The sequence below is a fragment of the Enterobacter sp. WI-ESBL-E8 genome, assembly GCF_053364895.1.
In genome coordinates, this window is record NZ_JBRWXJ010000001.1 from 1,277,943 (window position 1) to 1,295,063 (window position 17,121).

Here is a 17,121-nt window from a genome sequence, read left to right on the forward strand (position 1 = left end):
TAAACCTCCCGGTTAAAATATGGACTGGAATTTACCCATCTCAACCTGGATGGACTTCACCTGGGTGTAGCTCTGGAGCGTCATGACTCCGTTCTCGCGGCCGATGCCGGAGTGCTTGTAACCGCCAACCGGCATCTCTGCGGCGGATTCACCCCAGGTGTTGATCCAGCAGATGCCCGCTTCGAGCTGATGAATGGCGCCGTGGGCGCGGTTCAGGTCGGCCGTGACGATGCCTGCCGCCAGACCGTAGTCGGTGTCGTTGGCGCGGCGAATGGCTTCTTCATCCGTTTCGTAGGTGAGGATGGACATCACCGGGCCGAAGATCTCCTCGCGCACGATGGTCATCTCGTCGGTGCAGTCGGTGAAGACGGTCGGGGCGATCCACGCGCCGCTGTCAAAGCCTTCGCCCTTCAGCACGTCGCCGCCGCACAGCACGCGCGCGCCTTCCTCTTTGCCTTTGGCGATGTAGCGCAGCACGCTGTCGCGGTGCGGGAAGCTGACCATTGGGCCAAAGTTGGTGTTTTCATCGAACAGATCGCCCGCGCGGATGCGGCCCACGCGCTCGACGATTTTCTGCTCAAACGCGGCTTTAAATTTCGCGGGCACGAACACGCGGGTGCCGTTGGTGCACACCTGGCCGGAGCTGAAGAAGTTCGCCATCATGGCGATGTCCGCCGCGAGATCAAGATCCGCATCGTCGAAAATGATCAGCGGAGACTTGCCGCCCAGCTCCATCGTCACCTCTTTCAGGGACGAGGCCGCCGAGTTGGCCATCACCTTTTTGCCGCTGGCTACGCCGCCGGTAAAGGAGACTTTGGCGATGCCCGGATGGTCGGTCAGGAACTGGCCGGTCTCCGCGCCTACGCCCGGCAGGACGTTAAACACCCCGTCCGGCAGACCGGCTTCGGTGTAGATCTCGGCGAGCTTAAGTGCGGTGAGCGGGGTGACCTCGCTCGGCTTAAAGATCATCGCGTTGCCCGCCGCCAGCGCCGGGGCGGATTTCCACAGGGCGATCTGGATCGGGTAGTTCCACGCGCCGATGCCCGCCACCACGCCCAGCGGTTCGCGGCGGGTGTAGACGAACGAGGTCTCACGCAAAGGGATCTGGCTGCCTTCCAGCGCCGGGATCAGCCCCGCGTAATACTCCAGCACGTCCGCGCCGGTGACGATGTCCACGGTTGAGGTTTCGGAAAAGGCTTTACCGGTGTCGAGGGTTTCCAGTTTTGCCAGCTCGTCGTTACGCTCGCGCAGGATATCGACGGCGCGGCGCAGAACTCGAGAACGCTCCATCGCGGTCATCGCCGCCCAGATCTTCTGCCCGCGCCGTGCGCTTTCCACGGCGCGGTCGACGTCTTCGCGCCCGGCGGCCTGCACGGTCGCCAGAACTTCACCGTTGGCCGGGTTGATGGTCTCGAAGGTGCGACCGCTGGTGGCCGATGTATAACCACCATTGATATAAAGCTGCTGTTCTGCCATTCGGGACATAAATTCTCCTCGGTTAATCGGTCGGTAAATGCTGGCTGATAAAGTGGCTGGTAAGCGACTGGGCCAGCGTCTTATCCAGCGGTTTGCCGCTCAGGGCCGCGCGCAGCCATAGTCCGTCAATCAGTGCCGCCAGCCCGTAGCCCGCTTCCTGCGCCTGTTTGCGCGGCAGTTCGCGGCGGAACTCGTGCACCAGGTTTGACAGTAAGCGGCGGCTGCTTACCTGCTGCAGGCGGTAGAGCATCGGCTGGTGCATGCTGCTCGCCCAGAAGGCCAGCCAGGCCTTCATCGCCGCGCTGCTGACCTGGGTCTCATCAAAATTGCCGCCGACAATCGCCTGCAGGCGCTGCTCCGCGCTGCCGTTCGGCAGGGCATGCAGGCGGCTTAATACCGCGTCACGCAGCTGGCCGGTGATGTCGCGCATGGTCGCTTCCAGCAGACCGTTTTTGTCTTTGAAGTAGTGACTGATGATCCCCGTGGAAACGCCCGCCCGACGGGCAATCTGCGCGATCGTCGCATCGTGCATTCCCACTTCATTTATTGCTTCCAGCGTGGCGTCGATAAGCTGCCTGCGCCGGATTGGCTGCATCCCCACTTTGGGCATTGTTGCCACTCCATTCATCAGCGTTGGTTATACATTAAAGCGGTTTTTGATTGGACGTTCAATATAAAATGTGTCTTAATTGTTGCGGATTTGGATTTTAATAGTTACAAAAACAGTGGGGATACTGGATGACAGACCTTTCACAAGACAGAGAAAAGGACAAAATCAATCCGGTTGTTTTTTATACATCCGCAGGACTGATTTTGTTGTTTTCCCTGACAACCATCTTCTTTCGTGATTTTTCTGCCGAGTGGATTGGGCGGACCCTGAACTGGGTGTCGAAGACCTTTGGCTGGTACTACCTGCTGGCGGCGACGCTCTATATCGTATTTGTGGTCTGCATTGCCTGCTCGCGCTTCGGGTCGGTGAAGCTTGGGCCCGAGCAGTCAAAGCCCGAGTTCAGCCTGCTGAGCTGGGCCGCGATGCTGTTTGCCGCCGGCATCGGCATCGACCTAATGTTCTTCTCCGTGGCCGAACCGGTCACGCAATATATGCAGCCGCCGGAAGGGGCAGGGCAGACGATGGAGGCCGCGCGCCAGGCGATGGTCTGGACGTTGTTCCACTACGGCCTGACCGGCTGGTCGATGTATGCCCTGATGGGGATGGCGCTCGGATACTTTAGCTATCGTTATAATTTACCCCTCACCATCCGCTCTGCGCTGTACCCGATTTTCGGGAAAAAGATAAACGGACCGATTGGCCACAGCGTGGATATCGCGGCAGTGATCGGCACCATCTTCGGTATCGCGACCACGCTCGGGATTGGCGTGGTGCAGCTCAACTATGGGCTGAGCGTGCTGTTTGATATTCCGGATTCGATGGCGGCGAAGGCGGCGCTGATTGCGCTGTCGGTGATTATCGCCACCATTTCGGTGACCTCCGGCGTCGACAAGGGCATTCGCGTGCTCTCCGAGCTGAACGTCGCGCTGGCGCTGGGCCTGATCCTGTTCGTGCTGTTTATGGGTGACACCTCGTTCCTGCTCAATGCCTTAGTGCTGAACGTGGGGGACTACGTGAACCGCTTTATGGGCATGACGCTGAACAGCTTCGCCTTCGACCGCCCGGTAGAGTGGATGAATAACTGGACGCTGTTCTTCTGGGCGTGGTGGGTCGCGTGGTCGCCGTTTGTCGGCCTGTTCCTCGCGCGCATTTCGCGTGGCCGCACCATTCGTCAGTTCGTAATGGGTACGCTGATTATCCCGTTCACCTTTACGCTGCTGTGGCTGTCGGTGTTCGGCAACAGCGCGCTGCACGAGATCATTCACGGCAATGCGACCTTCGCGCAGGAAGCAATGGCACACCCGGAGCGCGGCTTCTACAGCCTGCTGGCGCAGTACCCGGCGTTTACCTTCAGCGCGTCCGTGGCGACCATTACCGGCCTGCTGTTCTACGTCACCTCCGCGGATTCCGGCGCGCTGGTGCTGGGCAACTTCACCTCGAAGCTCAAGGACATTAACAGCGACGCGCCGAACTGGCTGCGCATCTTCTGGTCCGTCGCCATCGGCCTGCTGACGCTCGGCATGCTGATGACCAACGGCATCTCGGCGCTGCAGAACACCACGGTGATCATGGGGCTGCCGTTCAGCTTCGTCATCTTCTTCGTGATGGCCGGGCTTTATAAGTCCCTCAAGGTGGAAGACTACCGCCGCGTCAGCGCCAGTCGCGACACCGCGCCGCGCCCGATGGGCGCGCAGGACAGGCTGAGCTGGAAGAAGCGCCTGTCGCGCCTGATGAACTACCCGGGCACACGCTACACCAAACAGATGATGGAGACGGTCTGCTTCCCCGCCATGGAAGAGGTGGCCCAGGAGCTGAAGCTGCGTGGTGCTTACGTGGAGCTGAAAAACCTGCCGCCGGAGGAGGGCGAGACCCTGGGACACCTGGATCTGCTGGTGCACATGGGCGACGAGCAGAACTTTGTCTACCAGATCTGGCCGCAGCAGTACTCGGTACCCGGTTTTACCTACCGGGCGCGCAGCGGGAAATCGACCTACTACCGGCTTGAGACCTTCCTGCTGGAAGGGAGCCAGGGGAATGATTTGATGGATTACAGCAAGGAGCAGGTGATTACGGACATTCTGGACCAGTATGAACGGCACCTGAACTTTATCCATCTGCACAGGGAAGCGCCGGGGAATAGCGTGATGTTCCCGGATGTTTGATTGATGACAAACATCTGCCATTAACAATTCAGCCGTCTTTCTTGCCGGGTGGCGCTGCGCTTACCCGGCCTACAAACTGCTTTACCGTAGGCCTGATAAGCGTAGCGCCATCAGGCTTTTAGCAACGTCCACACGCTCTCATCATGAGTCTGCCAGGCGAGGGTAAAGCGTGTATCCTCAGGATATTCTCCAGCCGGGTAAGAAAGCTTCAGTGAAATTGTTTTCTCATCTAACGCCGTGACTCTCGCACAGTCAAAACCCATATACGTCTTCACCTGCGGAAAGAGCGCCTTGAACAAACTCTCTTTGGCGCTAAACGCCAGCGTCAGCGCCAGCGCGAAAGGGTAGCCCGAACGCGTCAGGCACATCGCCTCCTGCGCATTAATAATGCCGTCCTGGATTTCACGGGCGTCAAGCTCCGCAAGAATGGCTTCGCAATCAATACCTACCAGCGCTGTCGGATGACGGACGACAACCGCCATCGCCTGCGTGCCGCTGTGGGTAATGCTTCCTGATACCCCATCCGGCCAGAGCGGTTCGCCGCTGGGGCCGATGCCGGGAACGGCGTGGTCAGGTAAGGCATGGGCGGCGGCGATGCGTCCGGCAAGATGTTCGGCTTTGCGTTTGCGTCCGGCGTTTGCAAGCTCGGCGTGGTGGGGGAGCCAGAAGAGATCGGCGTCGGTGAAGGTCGTGGGATAGAAGGTGACGTGATGGACGGTGTGGCCGGCGAGAATGAACGTGCGGTGGGTGGTATGCATGTTTTTCCTCTGTCAGCAAATAGTGCGGCCTGATGCCCTCACCCCGGCCCTCTCCCACGGGGAGAGGGAGCAAACACTAAAAACGGCAACGCAGTTGCCGTTTTGCTTTTACCTAGAAGCGCGTATTCACGCTCATATACCAGGTCCGGCCCGGCTCATTATACGTATACGCTCCCGCGCCGTACATATACGCACCGGTAGTGGTATTCCCGGTGGTCTGGGCATTCCCCGCACGCCACTGGCGCTTGTCGAAGACGTTATCCACGCCGCCGGTCAGGCTGACGTTTTTGGTCATGTCCCAGGTCGCGCTCAGGCCAACGATGCTGTACGGGCTGACTTCGTCTTTCTCCGAGCCGGTCACCGGCTGACCTTTGTAGTTGTACTTCTTCGGCTGCTGCTTGCCGTACCAGGTGAAGGTCGACTGGAGCGACACGTCCTGATGGACCTGCCAGCTCAGGGTCGAGTTCAGCGTGTACTCCGGGATGATCGACAGACGGTCGCCGGTCTCCTTATTCTTGCTCTGCAGCATGTAGGTAATATTGTTGGTCCAGTTGATCGTGTCGCTGACCGGCACGTTCAGGGAGCCTTCCAGCCCTTCGACGACCGCCTTCGGCACGTTTTCCCACTGGTAGATATCGGTCTGCACCTTACCGGAAGAGGTGTGGCCAATCGGCGTGTAGCCCGCTTCAATCTTGTCGCGATAGTCGTTACGGAACCAGGTTACGCCCGCCAGCCAGCCGTCGTGCTTCCACTCCAGACCAATCTCTTTGTTGATGCTGGTTTCGGCCTTCAGATCGTCGTTACCCATCATGTAGCAGCCCACGCCGTCGGAGCTTGCGTAGCAGCCCTGGCCTTTGCTGTAGAGCAGGTAGTTCGGGTTGGTCTGGTACAGGCTCGGTGCCTTATAGGCCCGCGCGATACCCATCTTCAGCGTGAAGTTATCCCCCAGACCCTGCGACAGGTTCAGGGACGGGCTCCAGTTGTTGCCGACGATAGTGTGATGATCGAAGCGCAGCGCCGGAGTCAGCATGGTGCTGTCGGTCAGCTCCATGTTGTTCTCGGCGAACAGCGAGAAGATCTCTGCCGACGTGTACGGGCTACGATCGTTACTCATGCCCGGAATAGTGCCGCCCTGCTGGGTTTGCGTGAAGGAGGTCGAGTCCTTCATGCGCTGCTGGTTCCACTCGGTGCCCAGCGTCAGGTTCTGGTTGACGAGGAAATCAATCGGCAGGTTGATTTCGCTGTGCAGCATCACGTCGGCCAGGTCGGTGTCGGTGAATTTATTGCTGTTGAACAGCCCTTCAAGACCACCCGCCAGCCCTTCGCCGAGACGGGAGTTGCGGGTGTGTTCGTACTGCGCCCAGTTGCTGGTGGTAATGCCGTTATCCCAGCCGCCGTTCCAGGTCACCGCAAAGTTCTGGCGGTAGATACGGTTAGTCTCTTTGCCGTAGTTTTTCTTTACCAGGCCGCTGGAGCTGTTGTCGTTGTTGGTATTCTGGGTATCGCCGGCGTAGAGGTTGTTCTGGCGGCTGTAGCCTGCTTCAAACTCCAGGGACTGCATTGGCGCGAAGTCCCAGCGCACCACGCCGTTAATGTCTTTGTTTTCTACACCCTCGCGGCCTGCGGGCAGCGTGTCGGCGTAGGCACCGGTACGATCGGACTGGTGGCCCTGGTTGATGTCCCACGCGTCGGCCTGCGTTTTGTCCAGATTACCGAACATGCGGAAGCTGAAGTCGCCGCCGAGCGGGCCGCTCAGGCTGAAGTTGGTGCGTTTAGTGGAACCTTCGTCCTTGTGTTCTGGCGCATTCAGGTAGGTGTTCCAGGAGCCGTGCCACTGGTCATCGAACTTTTTAGTGATGATGTTCACCACGCCACCTGCCGCACCGTTGCCGTAGCGCGCGGCCGCCGGGCCGCGGATCACTTCGATGCGCTCAATCATCTCTGGCGGCACCCAGCCGGTATCGCCGCGGGTATCGCGCTCGCCGCGCCAGCCCAGACGGATGGAGTTACGGCTGGTCACCGGCTTGCCGTCGATCAGGATCAGGGTGTTTTCCGGCCCCATCCCGCGAATATCAATCTGACGGTTATTCCCGCGCTGGCCGCTGGTGGAGTTCCCGGTCAGGTTAACGCCCGGCATGGTACGGATAATTTCAGCCACGTCGCGCGCGGGCGGGTTTTTACGGATCTCATCGGCGGTAATGGTCGATACGCCAGGCGCCTGCAGATTCTGCTCGGCGGCGGTGATGACCATCGTATCTTCGTGCTGCGCGGAGGCGGTGCTGTCGTCTGCCAGGGCTGGCAGCGCGACGCCGTAAATCCCTAAGTTGACCAGCAAGGCCAGGGAGTGAATCTTCTTATTCATTGTACGTCCTGCTTTTCGCGCCGCGTCCCCTGGCTCCATTCCCGAAGGGGAGAGGAGGCGGCATGGTGTCACCCGCAAGTGGGCATGATTGTTTTTTGAGCGCGCTTCCCACAGCGCGGGCACTACGCTATTGCAAATGCAAATAGTTATCAATAATATTATCAATAAAATTTGTCCTGAGACAAAAAAGACGGTTAAACATGAGGTTATAAGGGTGACGACGTTAACAACGGGAAGTGAAGCGTGGTGGCAGTCGAAAAACGGGCCTGAATGGACGCCGGAAAAGGGACAATATCGCGTCACGTTCTGGTGGCGTGACCCGGCAGGAACGCAGCGTTCGTCACCGATCAAACGCGTCTGGCTCTATATCACCGGCGTGACCGATCACCATCAAAATGCCCGCCCGCAATCCCTCGAACGCATTCCTGATACCGACGTCTGGCAGTGGCAGGGCGAGTTCAGCCCCGAGTGGCGCGGCAGCTACTGCTTTATCCCCTCCGTGAATGAAAACGATTTTGCCGACGCGGTATTTGAAGGCCAGCAGCCGGACCGCATGGCGCTGCGCGAAGGCTGGCGCAAACTGCTGCCGCACGCGGTGTCTGACCCGCTGAATCCGCAGAGCTGGCGCGGCGGGCGCGGTCATGCCGTCTCGGCGCTGGAGATGCCGGAAGCCCCGGTTCAGCCGGGCTGGCATTATCAGGATACGCCCCACAGCGCGCCGGTCTGCATTGAATGGGAAAGCGCGCGCCTGAAAAACCGCCGTCGCGTCTGGGTTTTCACCACCGGGGAAGATAACCCGCAGCGCCCGCTGGCGGTGCTGCTCGACGGCCAGTTCTGGGCCGAAAGCATGCCCGTCTGGCCCGCGCTGGCGTCGCTCACCGCCGAGCGCAAACTGCCGCCTGCCGTTTACGTGTTAATTGATGTTATCGACATGGCGCATCGCAACCGCGAGCTGCCGTGCAATCCCGATTTCTGGCTGGCGATACAGGAAGAGCTTCTCCCGCTTGTCAAAAACCGCGCGCCGTTCAGCGACCGCGCCGACCGGACGGTGGTCGCAGGGCAAAGCTTTGGCGGCCTCTCTTCCCTTTATGCCGCGCTGAACTGGCCGCAGCGTTTTGGCTGCGTGCTGAGCCAGTCCGGCTCTTACTGGTGGCCGCACCGCGGCGGGCAGCAGGAAGGGCTGTTAATCGAACAGCTTAAAGCGGGTGAGATAGCCGCGCGCGGGCTGCGCATCGTCCTTGAGGCCGGGCGCAACGAGCCGCTGATTTTCAACGCCAGTCAGGCGATTTACGCCGAACTACGCGCCCGGCATCAGGTTTACTGGCGTCAGGTTGACGGCGGACACGATGCGCTTTGCTGGCGCGGTGGGCTGACGCAGGGGCTGATGACCCTCTGGCAGCCGCTTATTCAATAACGGAGTCTGTATGGAATTCAGCAACCCTTTCGATAACCCGCAGGGACAGTTCGCCATTTTGCAAAACGACCAGGGGCAGTACAGCCTGTGGCCGCAGCAGTGCGAACTGCCGGCAGGGTGGCGCGTGGTGTGCGAAGCGCAGCCGCAGGACGCATGCCAGAAATGGCTGGCGGAACGCTGGCAAACCTTAGTACCGTCCCATTTTGCGGAGGGGAACGCATGAACCGTCTTCCTCTCGTTGCCGCCCAGCCGGGGATCTGGATGGCGGAGCAGCTTTCCTCCCTGCCAAACGCCTGGAGCGTGGCGCACTACACCGAGCTGAAAGGCGAGATTGACGCGCCGCTGCTGGCAAAAGCCATTGCGGAAGGCATGATGCAGGCCGATACCCTGCGGATGCGTTTTGCCGAGGATAACGGCGAGGTGTGGCAGTGGGTGGATGACACCTTCATTCTGCCGGAGCCGTCCATCGTTCGCGTTGACTCTCACGCTGCCGCCGTGGCGCTGATGGAGGCCGATCTCAACCAGAACCTGCGCGTCGACAGCGGACAGCCGCTGGCGCTTCACCAGCTGATTCAGGTTGGCGAGCGTCAGTGGTACTGGTATCAGCGCTATCACCATCTGGTGGTGGATGGCTTCAGCTTCCCGGCCATTACCCGCCAGATTGCCGCGATTTATGCCGCCTGGAAAAAGGGCGAACCGACGCCTGAATCCCCGTTCACGCCGTTCGCTGAGGTGGTGGACGAGTATCAGCGCTATCGCGACAGCGAGGCGTATCAGCGCGACGGTGCCTTCTGGGCCGAGCAGCGCAAGCAGCTGCCTTCGCCGGTCTCGCTCTCCTCCGCGCCGCTGCCGGGGCGCGCCGCCACTACCGATATTCTGCGCCTGAAAATTGCCGCCGACGGCCGTGCCTTTAGCCAGCTTGCGCAGGCGGCAGGGCAGGCGCAGCGCACCGATCTGGCGCTTGCGCTGGTGGCGCTGTGGCTGGGCCGCCTCACCGGACGGCTGGACTACGCCGCCGGGTTTATCTTTATGCGCCGCATGGGGTCCGCCGCGCTGACCGCGACCGGGCCTGTGCTCAACGTCCTGCCGCTGGCGGTGAATATTAACCCGCAGGAGAGCCTGCCCGCGCTGGCGCTGCGCCTGGCTAACCAACTGAAAAAAATGCGCCGCCACCAGCGCTACGACGCCGAGCAGATCGTGCGCGACAGCGGGAAGGCCGCGGGCGACGAAGCCCTGTTTGGCCCGGTGCTGAACGTCAAGGTATTCGATTATCAGCTGGATATTGACGGCGTGGAGGCCACCACCCACACGCTGGCAACTGGCCCGGTGAACGATCTGGAGCTGGCGCTGTTCCCTGACGAGCAGGGCGGATTAAGCATTGAGATCCTCGCCAGCAAGCAGCGTTACGATGAAGCAACGCTCGCCCGCCACGTCGCGCGCCTGAACGCGATGCTCATGCAGTTTGCCGCCAACCCTGACCTGCGCTGCGGCGAAGTGGAAACCGTATCTGAACAGGAATACGCGCAGCTGGCGCGCATCAACGATACCGGGCTGGCGCTGCCGTCCACTACGCTCGCGGAGCTGGTGGCGGAGCAGGCGAGCAAAACGCCGGACGCCCCTGCGCTGGCGGATGCGCACATCGAGCTGAACTATCGCCAGATGCGCGAGCAGGTCGTCGCGCTGGCAAACCTGTTGCGCGAGCGCGGCGTGAAGCCGGGCGACAGCGTGGCGGTGGCCCTGCCGCGCTCGGTGTTCCTGACGCTGGCGCTGCACGGCATCGTCGAGGCCGGTGCCGCGTGGCTGCCGCTGGACACCGGCTACCCGGACGACCGCCTGCGGATGATGCTGGAGGACGCGAAGCCGTCCCTGCTTATTACCACCGACGAGCAGCGTTCGCGCTTTAGCGACCTGCCGATTGCCTCCTTTAGTTACAACACACTGTTGCCGACCGCGGGTGCTGAACCGCTGCGCCTGGCGAAGCCGGAGCAGACGGCGTACATCATCTTTACCTCCGGTTCGACGGGACGCCCGAAAGGGGTCATGGTCGGCCATACCGCCATCGTTAACCGCCTGAAGTGGATGCAGGACCATTACCCTCTGACGGCGTTTGACGTGGTGGCGCAGAAAACGCCGTGCAGCTTTGACGTGTCGGTGTGGGAGTTCTGGTGGCCGTTTATCGCCGGGGCGAAGCTGGTGATGGCCGAGCCGGACGCGCACCGCGATCCGCAGGCAATGCAGAGCTTCTTCGCGCAGTACGGCGTGACCACCACCCACTTCGTGCCGTCGATGCTGGCGGCGTTTGTCGCCTCGCTGGCGCCGGAAAACGTCGCGTGCTGCAAAACGCTTAGGCAGGTGTTCTGCAGCGGCGAAGCGCTGCCGACCGGGCTCTGCCGCGAGTGGGAACAGCTGACCCATGTGCCGCTGCATAACCTCTATGGTCCAACGGAAGCGGCGGTGGATGTGAGCTGGTATCCGGCGTTTGGCCCCGAGCTGGCGGCGGTGGAGGGCAACAGCGTGCCAATTGGCTTCCCGGTGTGGAACACGGGATTACGCATCCTTGACGCGATGATGCGCCCGGTGCCGTTCGGCGTGGCGGGGGATCTTTACCTCACCGGCATTCAGCTGGCGCAGGGATATCTGGGCCGTCCGGACCTGACCGCGAGCCGATTTATTGCCGATCCGTTTGCCCCGGGCGAGCGGATGTATCGTACCGGCGACGTTGCCCGCTGGCTGGACAACGGCGCGGTGGAGTATCTGGGCCGCAGCGACGATCAGCTGAAAATTCGCGGCCAGCGCATCGAGCTCGGTGAAATCGACCGGGCGATGCTGTCGCTGCCGGACGTCGCCCAGGCCGTCGCCCACGCCTGCGTGTTCAACCAGGCGGTGGCAACCGGCGGCGATGCCCGTCAGCTGGTAGGGTATGTCGTCTCTGAATCCGGCTTACCGCTGGATCGCGACGCGCTGCTGGCGTCGCTCAAAGCCCAGCTGCCGCCGCACATGGTGCCGGTGGTGCTGCTGCAAATCAGCGCGCTGCCGCTCAGCGCGAACGGCAAGCTCGACCGCAAGGCGCTGCCGCTGCCGGAGCTGACCAGCAAAACATCCGGCCGCGCGCCGGAAAGCGAAACCGAAATCACTGTTGCGCAGGCGTTCTCGGCGCTGCTGGGCTGCGAGGTGAACGATATCGAAGCCGACTTCTTTGCCCTCGGCGGTCATTCGCTGCTGGCGATGCGCCTCGCGGCACAGCTCAGCCGGGCGTTTTCCCGCAAGGTCACGCCGGGGCAGATTATGGTCGCCTCCACTGTGAGTAAGCTCAGCGCGCTGCTGGACTCGCAGATGAGCGACGAGCAGGCGCAGCGTCTGGGGTTTGAAACGCTTCTCCCGCTGCGCGAGAGCGACGGCCCAACGCTGTTCTGCTTCCATCCGGCGTCTGGGTTCGCGTGGCAGTTCAGCGTGCTGGCGCGCTACCTCAGCCCGCGCTGGTCCATTACCGGCATTCAGTCGCCGGGCCCGGAAGGGCCGATGCAGCAGTGCGCGGACCTGGATGGAGTAATCATACATCACCTGAATACGTTGCGTATGCAGCAGCCGCAGGGGCCGTATTACCTGTTCGGCTATTCCCTCGGCGGCACGCTGGCGCAGGGCATTGCGGCGCGTTTGCGCGCGCAGGGTGAAGAGGTGGCTTTCCTCGGCCTGCTGGATACCTGGCCGCCCGAAACCCAGAACTGGGCGGAGAAAGAGGCCAACGACCTCGACCCGGAGGTGCTGGCGGAAATCGAGCGCGAGCGCCAGGCGTTTATCGCCGCGCAGCAGGGGCAGGGCTCCAGCGAGCTGTTTAACGCCATTGAGGGCAACTACGCTGATGCGGTGCGGTTGCTGACTACTGCGCACAGCGCGCGGTTTGAGGGTAAAGCGACGCTGTTTGTTGCCGAGCGCACGCGCACGATGGACCCGCAGCTGGCCTGGTCGCCGTGGGTGGCGGAGCTTGAGGTGTATAGTCAGGATTGCGCCCACGTGGATATCATTTCACCGCAGGCGTTTGAAAAGATAGGGCCGGTGTTGAAGGAGATATTGGGGTAACTTATAAGCCCCTCACCCTAACCCTCTCCCACGGGGAGAGGGGATGGTTTGCTCCCTCTCCCTGTGGGAGAGGGCCGGGGTGAGGGCATCAGACCGCACGCTTACCTAACGGCACCACCAGCGGCGTCCCCGCCACCGGATCGTCAATAATCATGCAGCGCATGCCGTAGATCCGCTCGATCAGTTCCGGCGTTACAATCTCCTTCGGCGCGCCCTGCGCCACAATCTCACCGTCGCGTAGCGCAATCAAATGCGTGGCGTAGCGGCACGCCTGGTTCAAATCATGCAGCACTGCCGCCAGGGTGTAGCCCTGCGTGCGGTTCAGCTCGCTCAGCAGCTCCAGCAGGTCAATCTGATGGCTGATGTCGAGCCAGGTCGTCGGCTCGTCCAGCAGCATGATGGAAGTCTCCTGCGCCAGCACCATCGCAATCCACGCGCGCTGGCGCTGCCCGCCGGAAAGGGTGTCCACGCTTTGCAGGGCGAGATCGGTAATCCCCGTCGCCTGCATCGCGCGGTTCACCGCCTCGTCATCCTCTTTACGCCAGCGGGTGAACAGCGGCTGGTGGGGGTAGCGCCCGCGCGAGACCAGCTCCTGTACCGTGATGTCTCCCGGCGTGGTGGCGTTTTGCGCCAGCAGCCCGATGCGCCGCGCCACCTCTTTGCTGGCGAAGCGCTGGATCTGCTCTCCATCGAGGAACACGCTGCCTTCAGCCGGCGTCATCAGGCGGCTGAGCGTGCGCAGCAGAGTCGATTTGCCGCAGCCGTTCGGCCCGATGATTGCCGTAAAATGGCCGTCCGGAATGGCGACGGATAAGTCACGGGCAATGATTTTTTTGCCGTAGCCGAGGGTAAGATTTTCGCCGCGCAAGCGGGTTGTAGAATCTGTCATTTCTTGCGTGACTCCTGAACGAGCAAGACGATGAGGTAAATCCCGCCGAGGCTGACGGTCACCACGCCCACCGGCAGTTGATAAGGCATAAACAGCCGCTGGGCGCAGAGATCGGCGGCCAGCAGCAACAATGCGCCGCAGAACGCCGCCTGGGTGAGTCCCCAGCGCGCCGTCCCGCTAAGGCGGCGGGCTATGTGCGGTGCCACGAGGGCGATAAACGAAATCGGCCCGGCGATAGCGGTAGAGGCGGCAGTCAGCAGTACGGCGACCAGCATCAGCATCAGGCGCGAGCGCTCGACGCCCACCCCCAGCGCGCAGGCGCTGTCGTCGCCCATCTCCAGCAGGCGCATGCGTCGCACCAGCAGCAGCGCGCCGATAAACATCAGAAAAATCAGCGGCGCGGCGGGCCAGATTTTGCCCCACGTTAAGCCGTTGAGGGAACCGGCATACCATAGCCCGGCGGAGAGGGCGGTTTCCAGCGAGGCCTGCAGTAAAAGCCAGGTGTTAAAGGCCATCAGCATGGCGCGTATGCCGATACCGATGATGATCAGACGGAAGGTATCGATGCCGTTGCGCCAGGCCAGCGCCCAGATCAGTAATGACGTCAGAATGCCGCCCGCCATCGCCGTAAAGGTAATCGCCGTCAGGTGCTGACCAAACAGCACCATCGCCACCAGCACGCCGCTCCAGGCCCCGGTGTTGAGGCCCATCACGTCCGGGCTGCCGAGCGGGTTGCGCATCAGCGACTGGAAAATCGCGCCGCTGACGCCCAGGGCTCCACCCACCAAAATCGCCATCGCCACGCGCGGCAGCCGCCACTCCGTCACCACCATAGTGATGTTGCGCGGCGCGCTGCCGAGCAGGGCGTTAAATACCTGAGTGAAATCGAGCGTGACCGCGCCGCTGCGCAGGCTCCAGACCGCCAGCAGCAGAATGGCGATAAGCAGCAGCGAGACGCTGGTGAGTAAACGGCGGGACGGGGCCATCATGCGCCACCTCCGCGCTTACGGCGCACGAGGAAGATCAGCACCGGCGCGCCGATAAAGGCGCTGACCACCGAGACGCGCAGCTCGCCGGGCACCAGCAGGCGGCCAAGCACGTCTGCAAACAGCAGCAGGGCAGGGGTGGCCAGCAGCGTCACCGGCAGCGACCAGCGGTGATCCGCCCCCACCAGCCAGCGCGCCATGTGCGGCATCATCAGGCCGATAAAGGCAATCGGGCCGACCACGGCGGTCGCGCTGCCGCATAGTACGGTGATGGCGAGCAGACCAATCAGCTGCGTGCGCGCCACGCGGTTGCCGAGGGCGGTCGCGGTGTCGCTGCCGAGGCTCAGGCTGTTGAGCGCGCGGCTTAACAACAGCGCCACGACCGCGGCAATTGTCACCGGGATCGCCACCACTTTCAGGGTTTCAAGGGTGCGGATATCCAGCGAGCCGGCCTGCCAGAAGCGCAGCTGGTCGTAGACGTCCGGGTTGAGCAGAGCGATGCCGTTGGATAACCCTTCGAGCACCGCCGCGAGCGCCACGCCCGCCAGCGTCAGGCGCACCGGGCTCAGCTGCCCGCCGCCCTGGCTGCCGGTAAACGCCACGATCAGCGAGGCGGCCAGCGCGCCGCAGAAGGCCATGACCAACTGCTCAGACGGAGAGGTGAAGCCGAACAGCGCCGCGCCGAGCACGATGGCAAAGCTGGCGCCGGAGTTAACGCCGAGAATACCGGGGTCCGCCAGCGGGTTACGGGTGAGGGTTTGCATCAGCGCCCCGGCAAGGCCGAGCGCGCCACCGGCAAGCAGCCCGGCAAGGGTGCGGGGCAGGCGGGCGTCGAGCACGATAACGCAGTCGGCGCTCCGGCAGGTGCCGGAGAGCGCATCGACGATAATGGACGCGGGCAGCGGCTTCGCGCCGACCAGCAGGCTGAGTGCAATCGCAAGGCTCAGGAGCAGCAATAAAACGGGCACGGCAATGGCGCGCACCGAAGAAGAGGAAAACGACATAGTAACATCCATGATTTGATAATGATAGTGATTATCGTTATCTATCTTATTTGGCTATGTTAGCATGTGCGCCCATGGAATGGGTAGAATTACACTCAAGGCTTTGTCATGAATCAAAAATCCTGGCTGCTCAACCTCAGCCTGCTTAAAACGCACCCGGCGTATCGCGCCGTTTTTATCGCCCGCTTTATCTCCATTTTGTCCCTCGGCCTGCTCGGCGTGGCCGTGCCGGTACAGATCCAGACCATGACGCACTCCAGCTGGCTGGTGGGGCTGTCGGTTACCTTAACCGGCGGGGCGATGTTCATCGGCCTGATGGTCGGCGGCGTACTGGCGGACCGCTACGAGCGTAAGAAGCTGATCCTGCTGGCGCGCGGCACCTGCGGCGTGGGGTTTATCGGGCTGTGCCTGAACGCCCTGCTGCCGGAGCCGTCGCTAATTACCATTTACGCCCTTGGCCTGTGGGACGGTTTCTTTGCCTCGCTGGGCGTGACGGCGCTGCTGGCGGCAACGCCCGCGCTGGTCGGGCGCGAGAACCTGATGCAGGCGGGGGCGATCACCATGCTCACCGTGCGCCTCGGCTCGGTGATTTCGCCGATGGTGGGTGGCCTGCTGCTGGCAACGGGCAACGTGGCCTGGAACTACGGGCTGGCGGCGGCGGGGACGTTTATCACCACGCTGACCCTGCTGCGCCTGCCCCTTCTTCCCCCTCCGCCGCAGCCGCGCGAGCATCCGCTGAAATCGCTGATGGCCGCTATTCGTTTCCTGTTCAGCAACCCGCTGATCGGCGGCATTGCGCTGCTCGGCGGCCTGCTGACGATGGCGAGCGCCGTGCGCGTGCTCTACCCGGCGCTGGCGGGAGAGTGGCAGATGAGCGCCTCGGAGATTGGCATTCTCTACGCCGCCATTCCGCTCGGCGCGGCCTGTGGGGCGCTGACCAGCGGCAACCTGGCGCAAAGCGCGCGGCCGGGGTTGATTATGCTGCTTGCCACGCTGGCCTCGTTTATCGCCATTGGCTTCTTCAGCCTGATGCCGGTGTGGGCGCTTGGGGTGATGTGTCTGGTGATTTTCGGCTGGCTCAGCGCCATCAGCTCGCTGTTACAGTACACCCTGATCCAGACCCAGACGCCGGAAGGGATGCTCGGGCGGATCAATGGCCTGTGGACCGCGCAGAACGTGACGGGTGATGCCATTGGCGCGGCGATCCTCGGCGGCCTGGGGGCGATAATGACCCCGGTGGCGTCGGCGAGCAGCAGCGGGTTTGTATTAGCGATGGTTGGCGGGATTTTGTTAGTGGTATTAGCGGAATTGCGTCGGTTCAGGCAGGAGAGTGTGTTGAACGACGGTGCGGCCTGATGCCCTCACCCCGGCCCTCTCCCACAG

12 protein-coding genes are annotated in these 17,121 nt (G+C 62.0%); 5 read left to right on the forward strand and 7 right to left on the reverse strand.

Annotation, left to right across the window (positions count from 1 at the left end):
* Positions 1-12 precede the first annotated feature (12 nt).
* Together betB and betI are read right to left on the reverse strand one after the other, a co-directional pair.
* Positions 13-1,485: a betaine-aldehyde dehydrogenase gene (betB, locus tag ACWHWP_RS06050; RefSeq protein ID WP_447855243.1), complete on the reverse strand. Its 1,473-nt coding sequence runs from the start codon at positions 1,483-1,485 to the stop codon at positions 13-15.
* 13 nt (positions 1,486-1,498) lie between these two features.
* Entirely contained in the window at positions 1,499-2,086 is a 588-nt protein-coding gene (gene betI, locus ACWHWP_RS06055) for a transcriptional regulator BetI (protein WP_059310771.1), read from the reverse strand.
* Between the two features lie 128 nt (positions 2,087-2,214).
* On the opposite strand from betI, the gene betT reads away from it, so the two are divergent.
* Complete coding sequence (gene betT / locus ACWHWP_RS06060; protein WP_024906970.1) at positions 2,215-4,248, forward strand: choline BCCT transporter BetT; 2,034 nt, start codon at positions 2,215-2,217, stop codon at positions 4,246-4,248.
* Between the two features lie 110 nt (positions 4,249-4,358).
* Here betT and entD read toward each other — a convergent pair whose 3' ends face one another.
* Positions 4,359-5,006 carry an enterobactin synthase subunit EntD gene (entD, locus tag ACWHWP_RS06065; protein WP_447855244.1) on the reverse strand — a complete coding sequence of 216 codons (648 nt, stop codon included), beginning with the start codon at positions 5,004-5,006 and terminating at the stop codon, positions 4,359-4,361.
* Positions 5,007-5,118: 112 nt separating this feature from the next.
* Entirely contained in the window at positions 5,119-7,368 is a 2,250-nt protein-coding gene (locus tag ACWHWP_RS06070) for a TonB-dependent siderophore receptor (protein ID WP_447855245.1), read from the reverse strand.
* A gap of 214 nt (positions 7,369-7,582) precedes the next feature.
* Here ACWHWP_RS06070 and fes point away from each other — a divergent pair, with 214 nt between their 5' ends.
* The 3 genes from fes to entF are packed head-to-tail and all read left to right on the forward strand — an operon-like array spanning position 7,583 to position 12,859.
* A complete protein-coding gene (fes, locus tag ACWHWP_RS06075) occupies positions 7,583-8,782 on the forward strand; it encodes an enterochelin esterase (RefSeq protein ID WP_063955461.1) in 1,200 nt (399 codons plus the stop codon).
* Between the two features lie 10 nt (positions 8,783-8,792).
* Positions 8,793-9,005, forward strand: a complete 213-nt coding sequence (locus tag ACWHWP_RS06080) for an MbtH family protein (RefSeq protein ID WP_059310775.1) — start codon at positions 8,793-8,795, stop codon at positions 9,003-9,005.
* Positions 9,002-12,859 (forward strand): enterobactin non-ribosomal peptide synthetase EntF, encoded by a 3,858-nt coding sequence (gene entF / locus ACWHWP_RS06085; protein ID WP_447855246.1) that lies wholly within the window; start codon positions 9,002-9,004, stop codon positions 12,857-12,859. Before ACWHWP_RS06080 ends, entF begins: the two co-directional genes overlap by 4 nt.
* 88 nt (positions 12,860-12,947) lie before the next feature.
* Here the strand turns inward: entF and fepC are convergent, their stop codons facing one another.
* From fepC to fepD, 3 genes are read right to left on the reverse strand one after another with little or no spacing between them, the layout of a single operon-like run.
* Positions 12,948-13,748 carry an iron-enterobactin ABC transporter ATP-binding protein gene (gene fepC / locus ACWHWP_RS06090; RefSeq protein WP_447855247.1) on the reverse strand — a complete coding sequence of 267 codons (801 nt, stop codon included), beginning with the start codon at positions 13,746-13,748 and terminating at the stop codon, positions 12,948-12,950.
* Positions 13,745-14,734, reverse strand: coding sequence for an iron-enterobactin ABC transporter permease (fepG, locus tag ACWHWP_RS06095; RefSeq protein WP_447856633.1), 990 nt, complete (start codon positions 14,732-14,734; stop codon positions 13,745-13,747). Before fepG ends, fepC begins: the two co-directional genes overlap by 4 nt.
* Positions 14,734-15,738 (reverse strand): Fe(3+)-siderophore ABC transporter permease, encoded by a 1,005-nt coding sequence (gene fepD, locus ACWHWP_RS06100; RefSeq protein WP_447855248.1) that lies wholly within the window; start codon positions 15,736-15,738, stop codon positions 14,734-14,736. The genes fepG and fepD overlap by 1 nt, the downstream gene beginning before the upstream one ends.
* 108 nt (positions 15,739-15,846) lie before the next feature.
* Here fepD and entS point away from each other — a divergent pair, with 108 nt between their 5' ends.
* Positions 15,847-17,094: an enterobactin transporter EntS gene (entS, locus tag ACWHWP_RS06105; RefSeq protein ID WP_447855249.1), complete on the forward strand. Its 1,248-nt coding sequence runs from the start codon at positions 15,847-15,849 to the stop codon at positions 17,092-17,094.
* Positions 17,095-17,121 lie beyond the last annotated feature (27 nt).

Coding starts and splice junctions, on each gene's coding strand:
- betB (WP_447855243.1), bottom strand. CDS start 1,485: ATGTCCCGAATGGCAGAACAGCAGCTTTATATCAATGGTGGTTATACA.
- betI (WP_059310771.1), bottom strand. CDS start 2,086: ATGCCCAAAGTGGGGATGCAGCCAATCCGGCGCAGGCAGCTTATCGAC.
- betT (WP_024906970.1), top strand. CDS start 2,215: ATGACAGACCTTTCACAAGACAGAGAAAAGGACAAAATCAATCCGGTT.
- entD (WP_447855244.1), bottom strand. CDS start 5,006: ATGCATACCACCCACCGCACGTTCATTCTCGCCGGCCACACCGTCCAT.
- ACWHWP_RS06070 (WP_447855245.1), bottom strand. CDS start 7,368: ATGAATAAGAAGATTCACTCCCTGGCCTTGCTGGTCAACTTAGGGATT.
- ACWHWP_RS06080 (WP_059310775.1), top strand. CDS start 8,793: ATGGAATTCAGCAACCCTTTCGATAACCCGCAGGGACAGTTCGCCATT.
- entF (WP_447855246.1), top strand. CDS start 9,002: ATGAACCGTCTTCCTCTCGTTGCCGCCCAGCCGGGGATCTGGATGGCG.
- fepC (WP_447855247.1), bottom strand. CDS start 13,748: ATGACAGATTCTACAACCCGCTTGCGCGGCGAAAATCTTACCCTCGGC.
- fepG (WP_447856633.1), bottom strand. CDS start 14,734: ATGGCCCCGTCCCGCCGTTTACTCACCAGCGTCTCGCTGCTGCTTATC.
- fepD (WP_447855248.1), bottom strand. CDS start 15,738: ATGTCGTTTTCCTCTTCTTCGGTGCGCGCCATTGCCGTGCCCGTTTTA.
- entS (WP_447855249.1), top strand. CDS start 15,847: ATGAATCAAAAATCCTGGCTGCTCAACCTCAGCCTGCTTAAAACGCAC.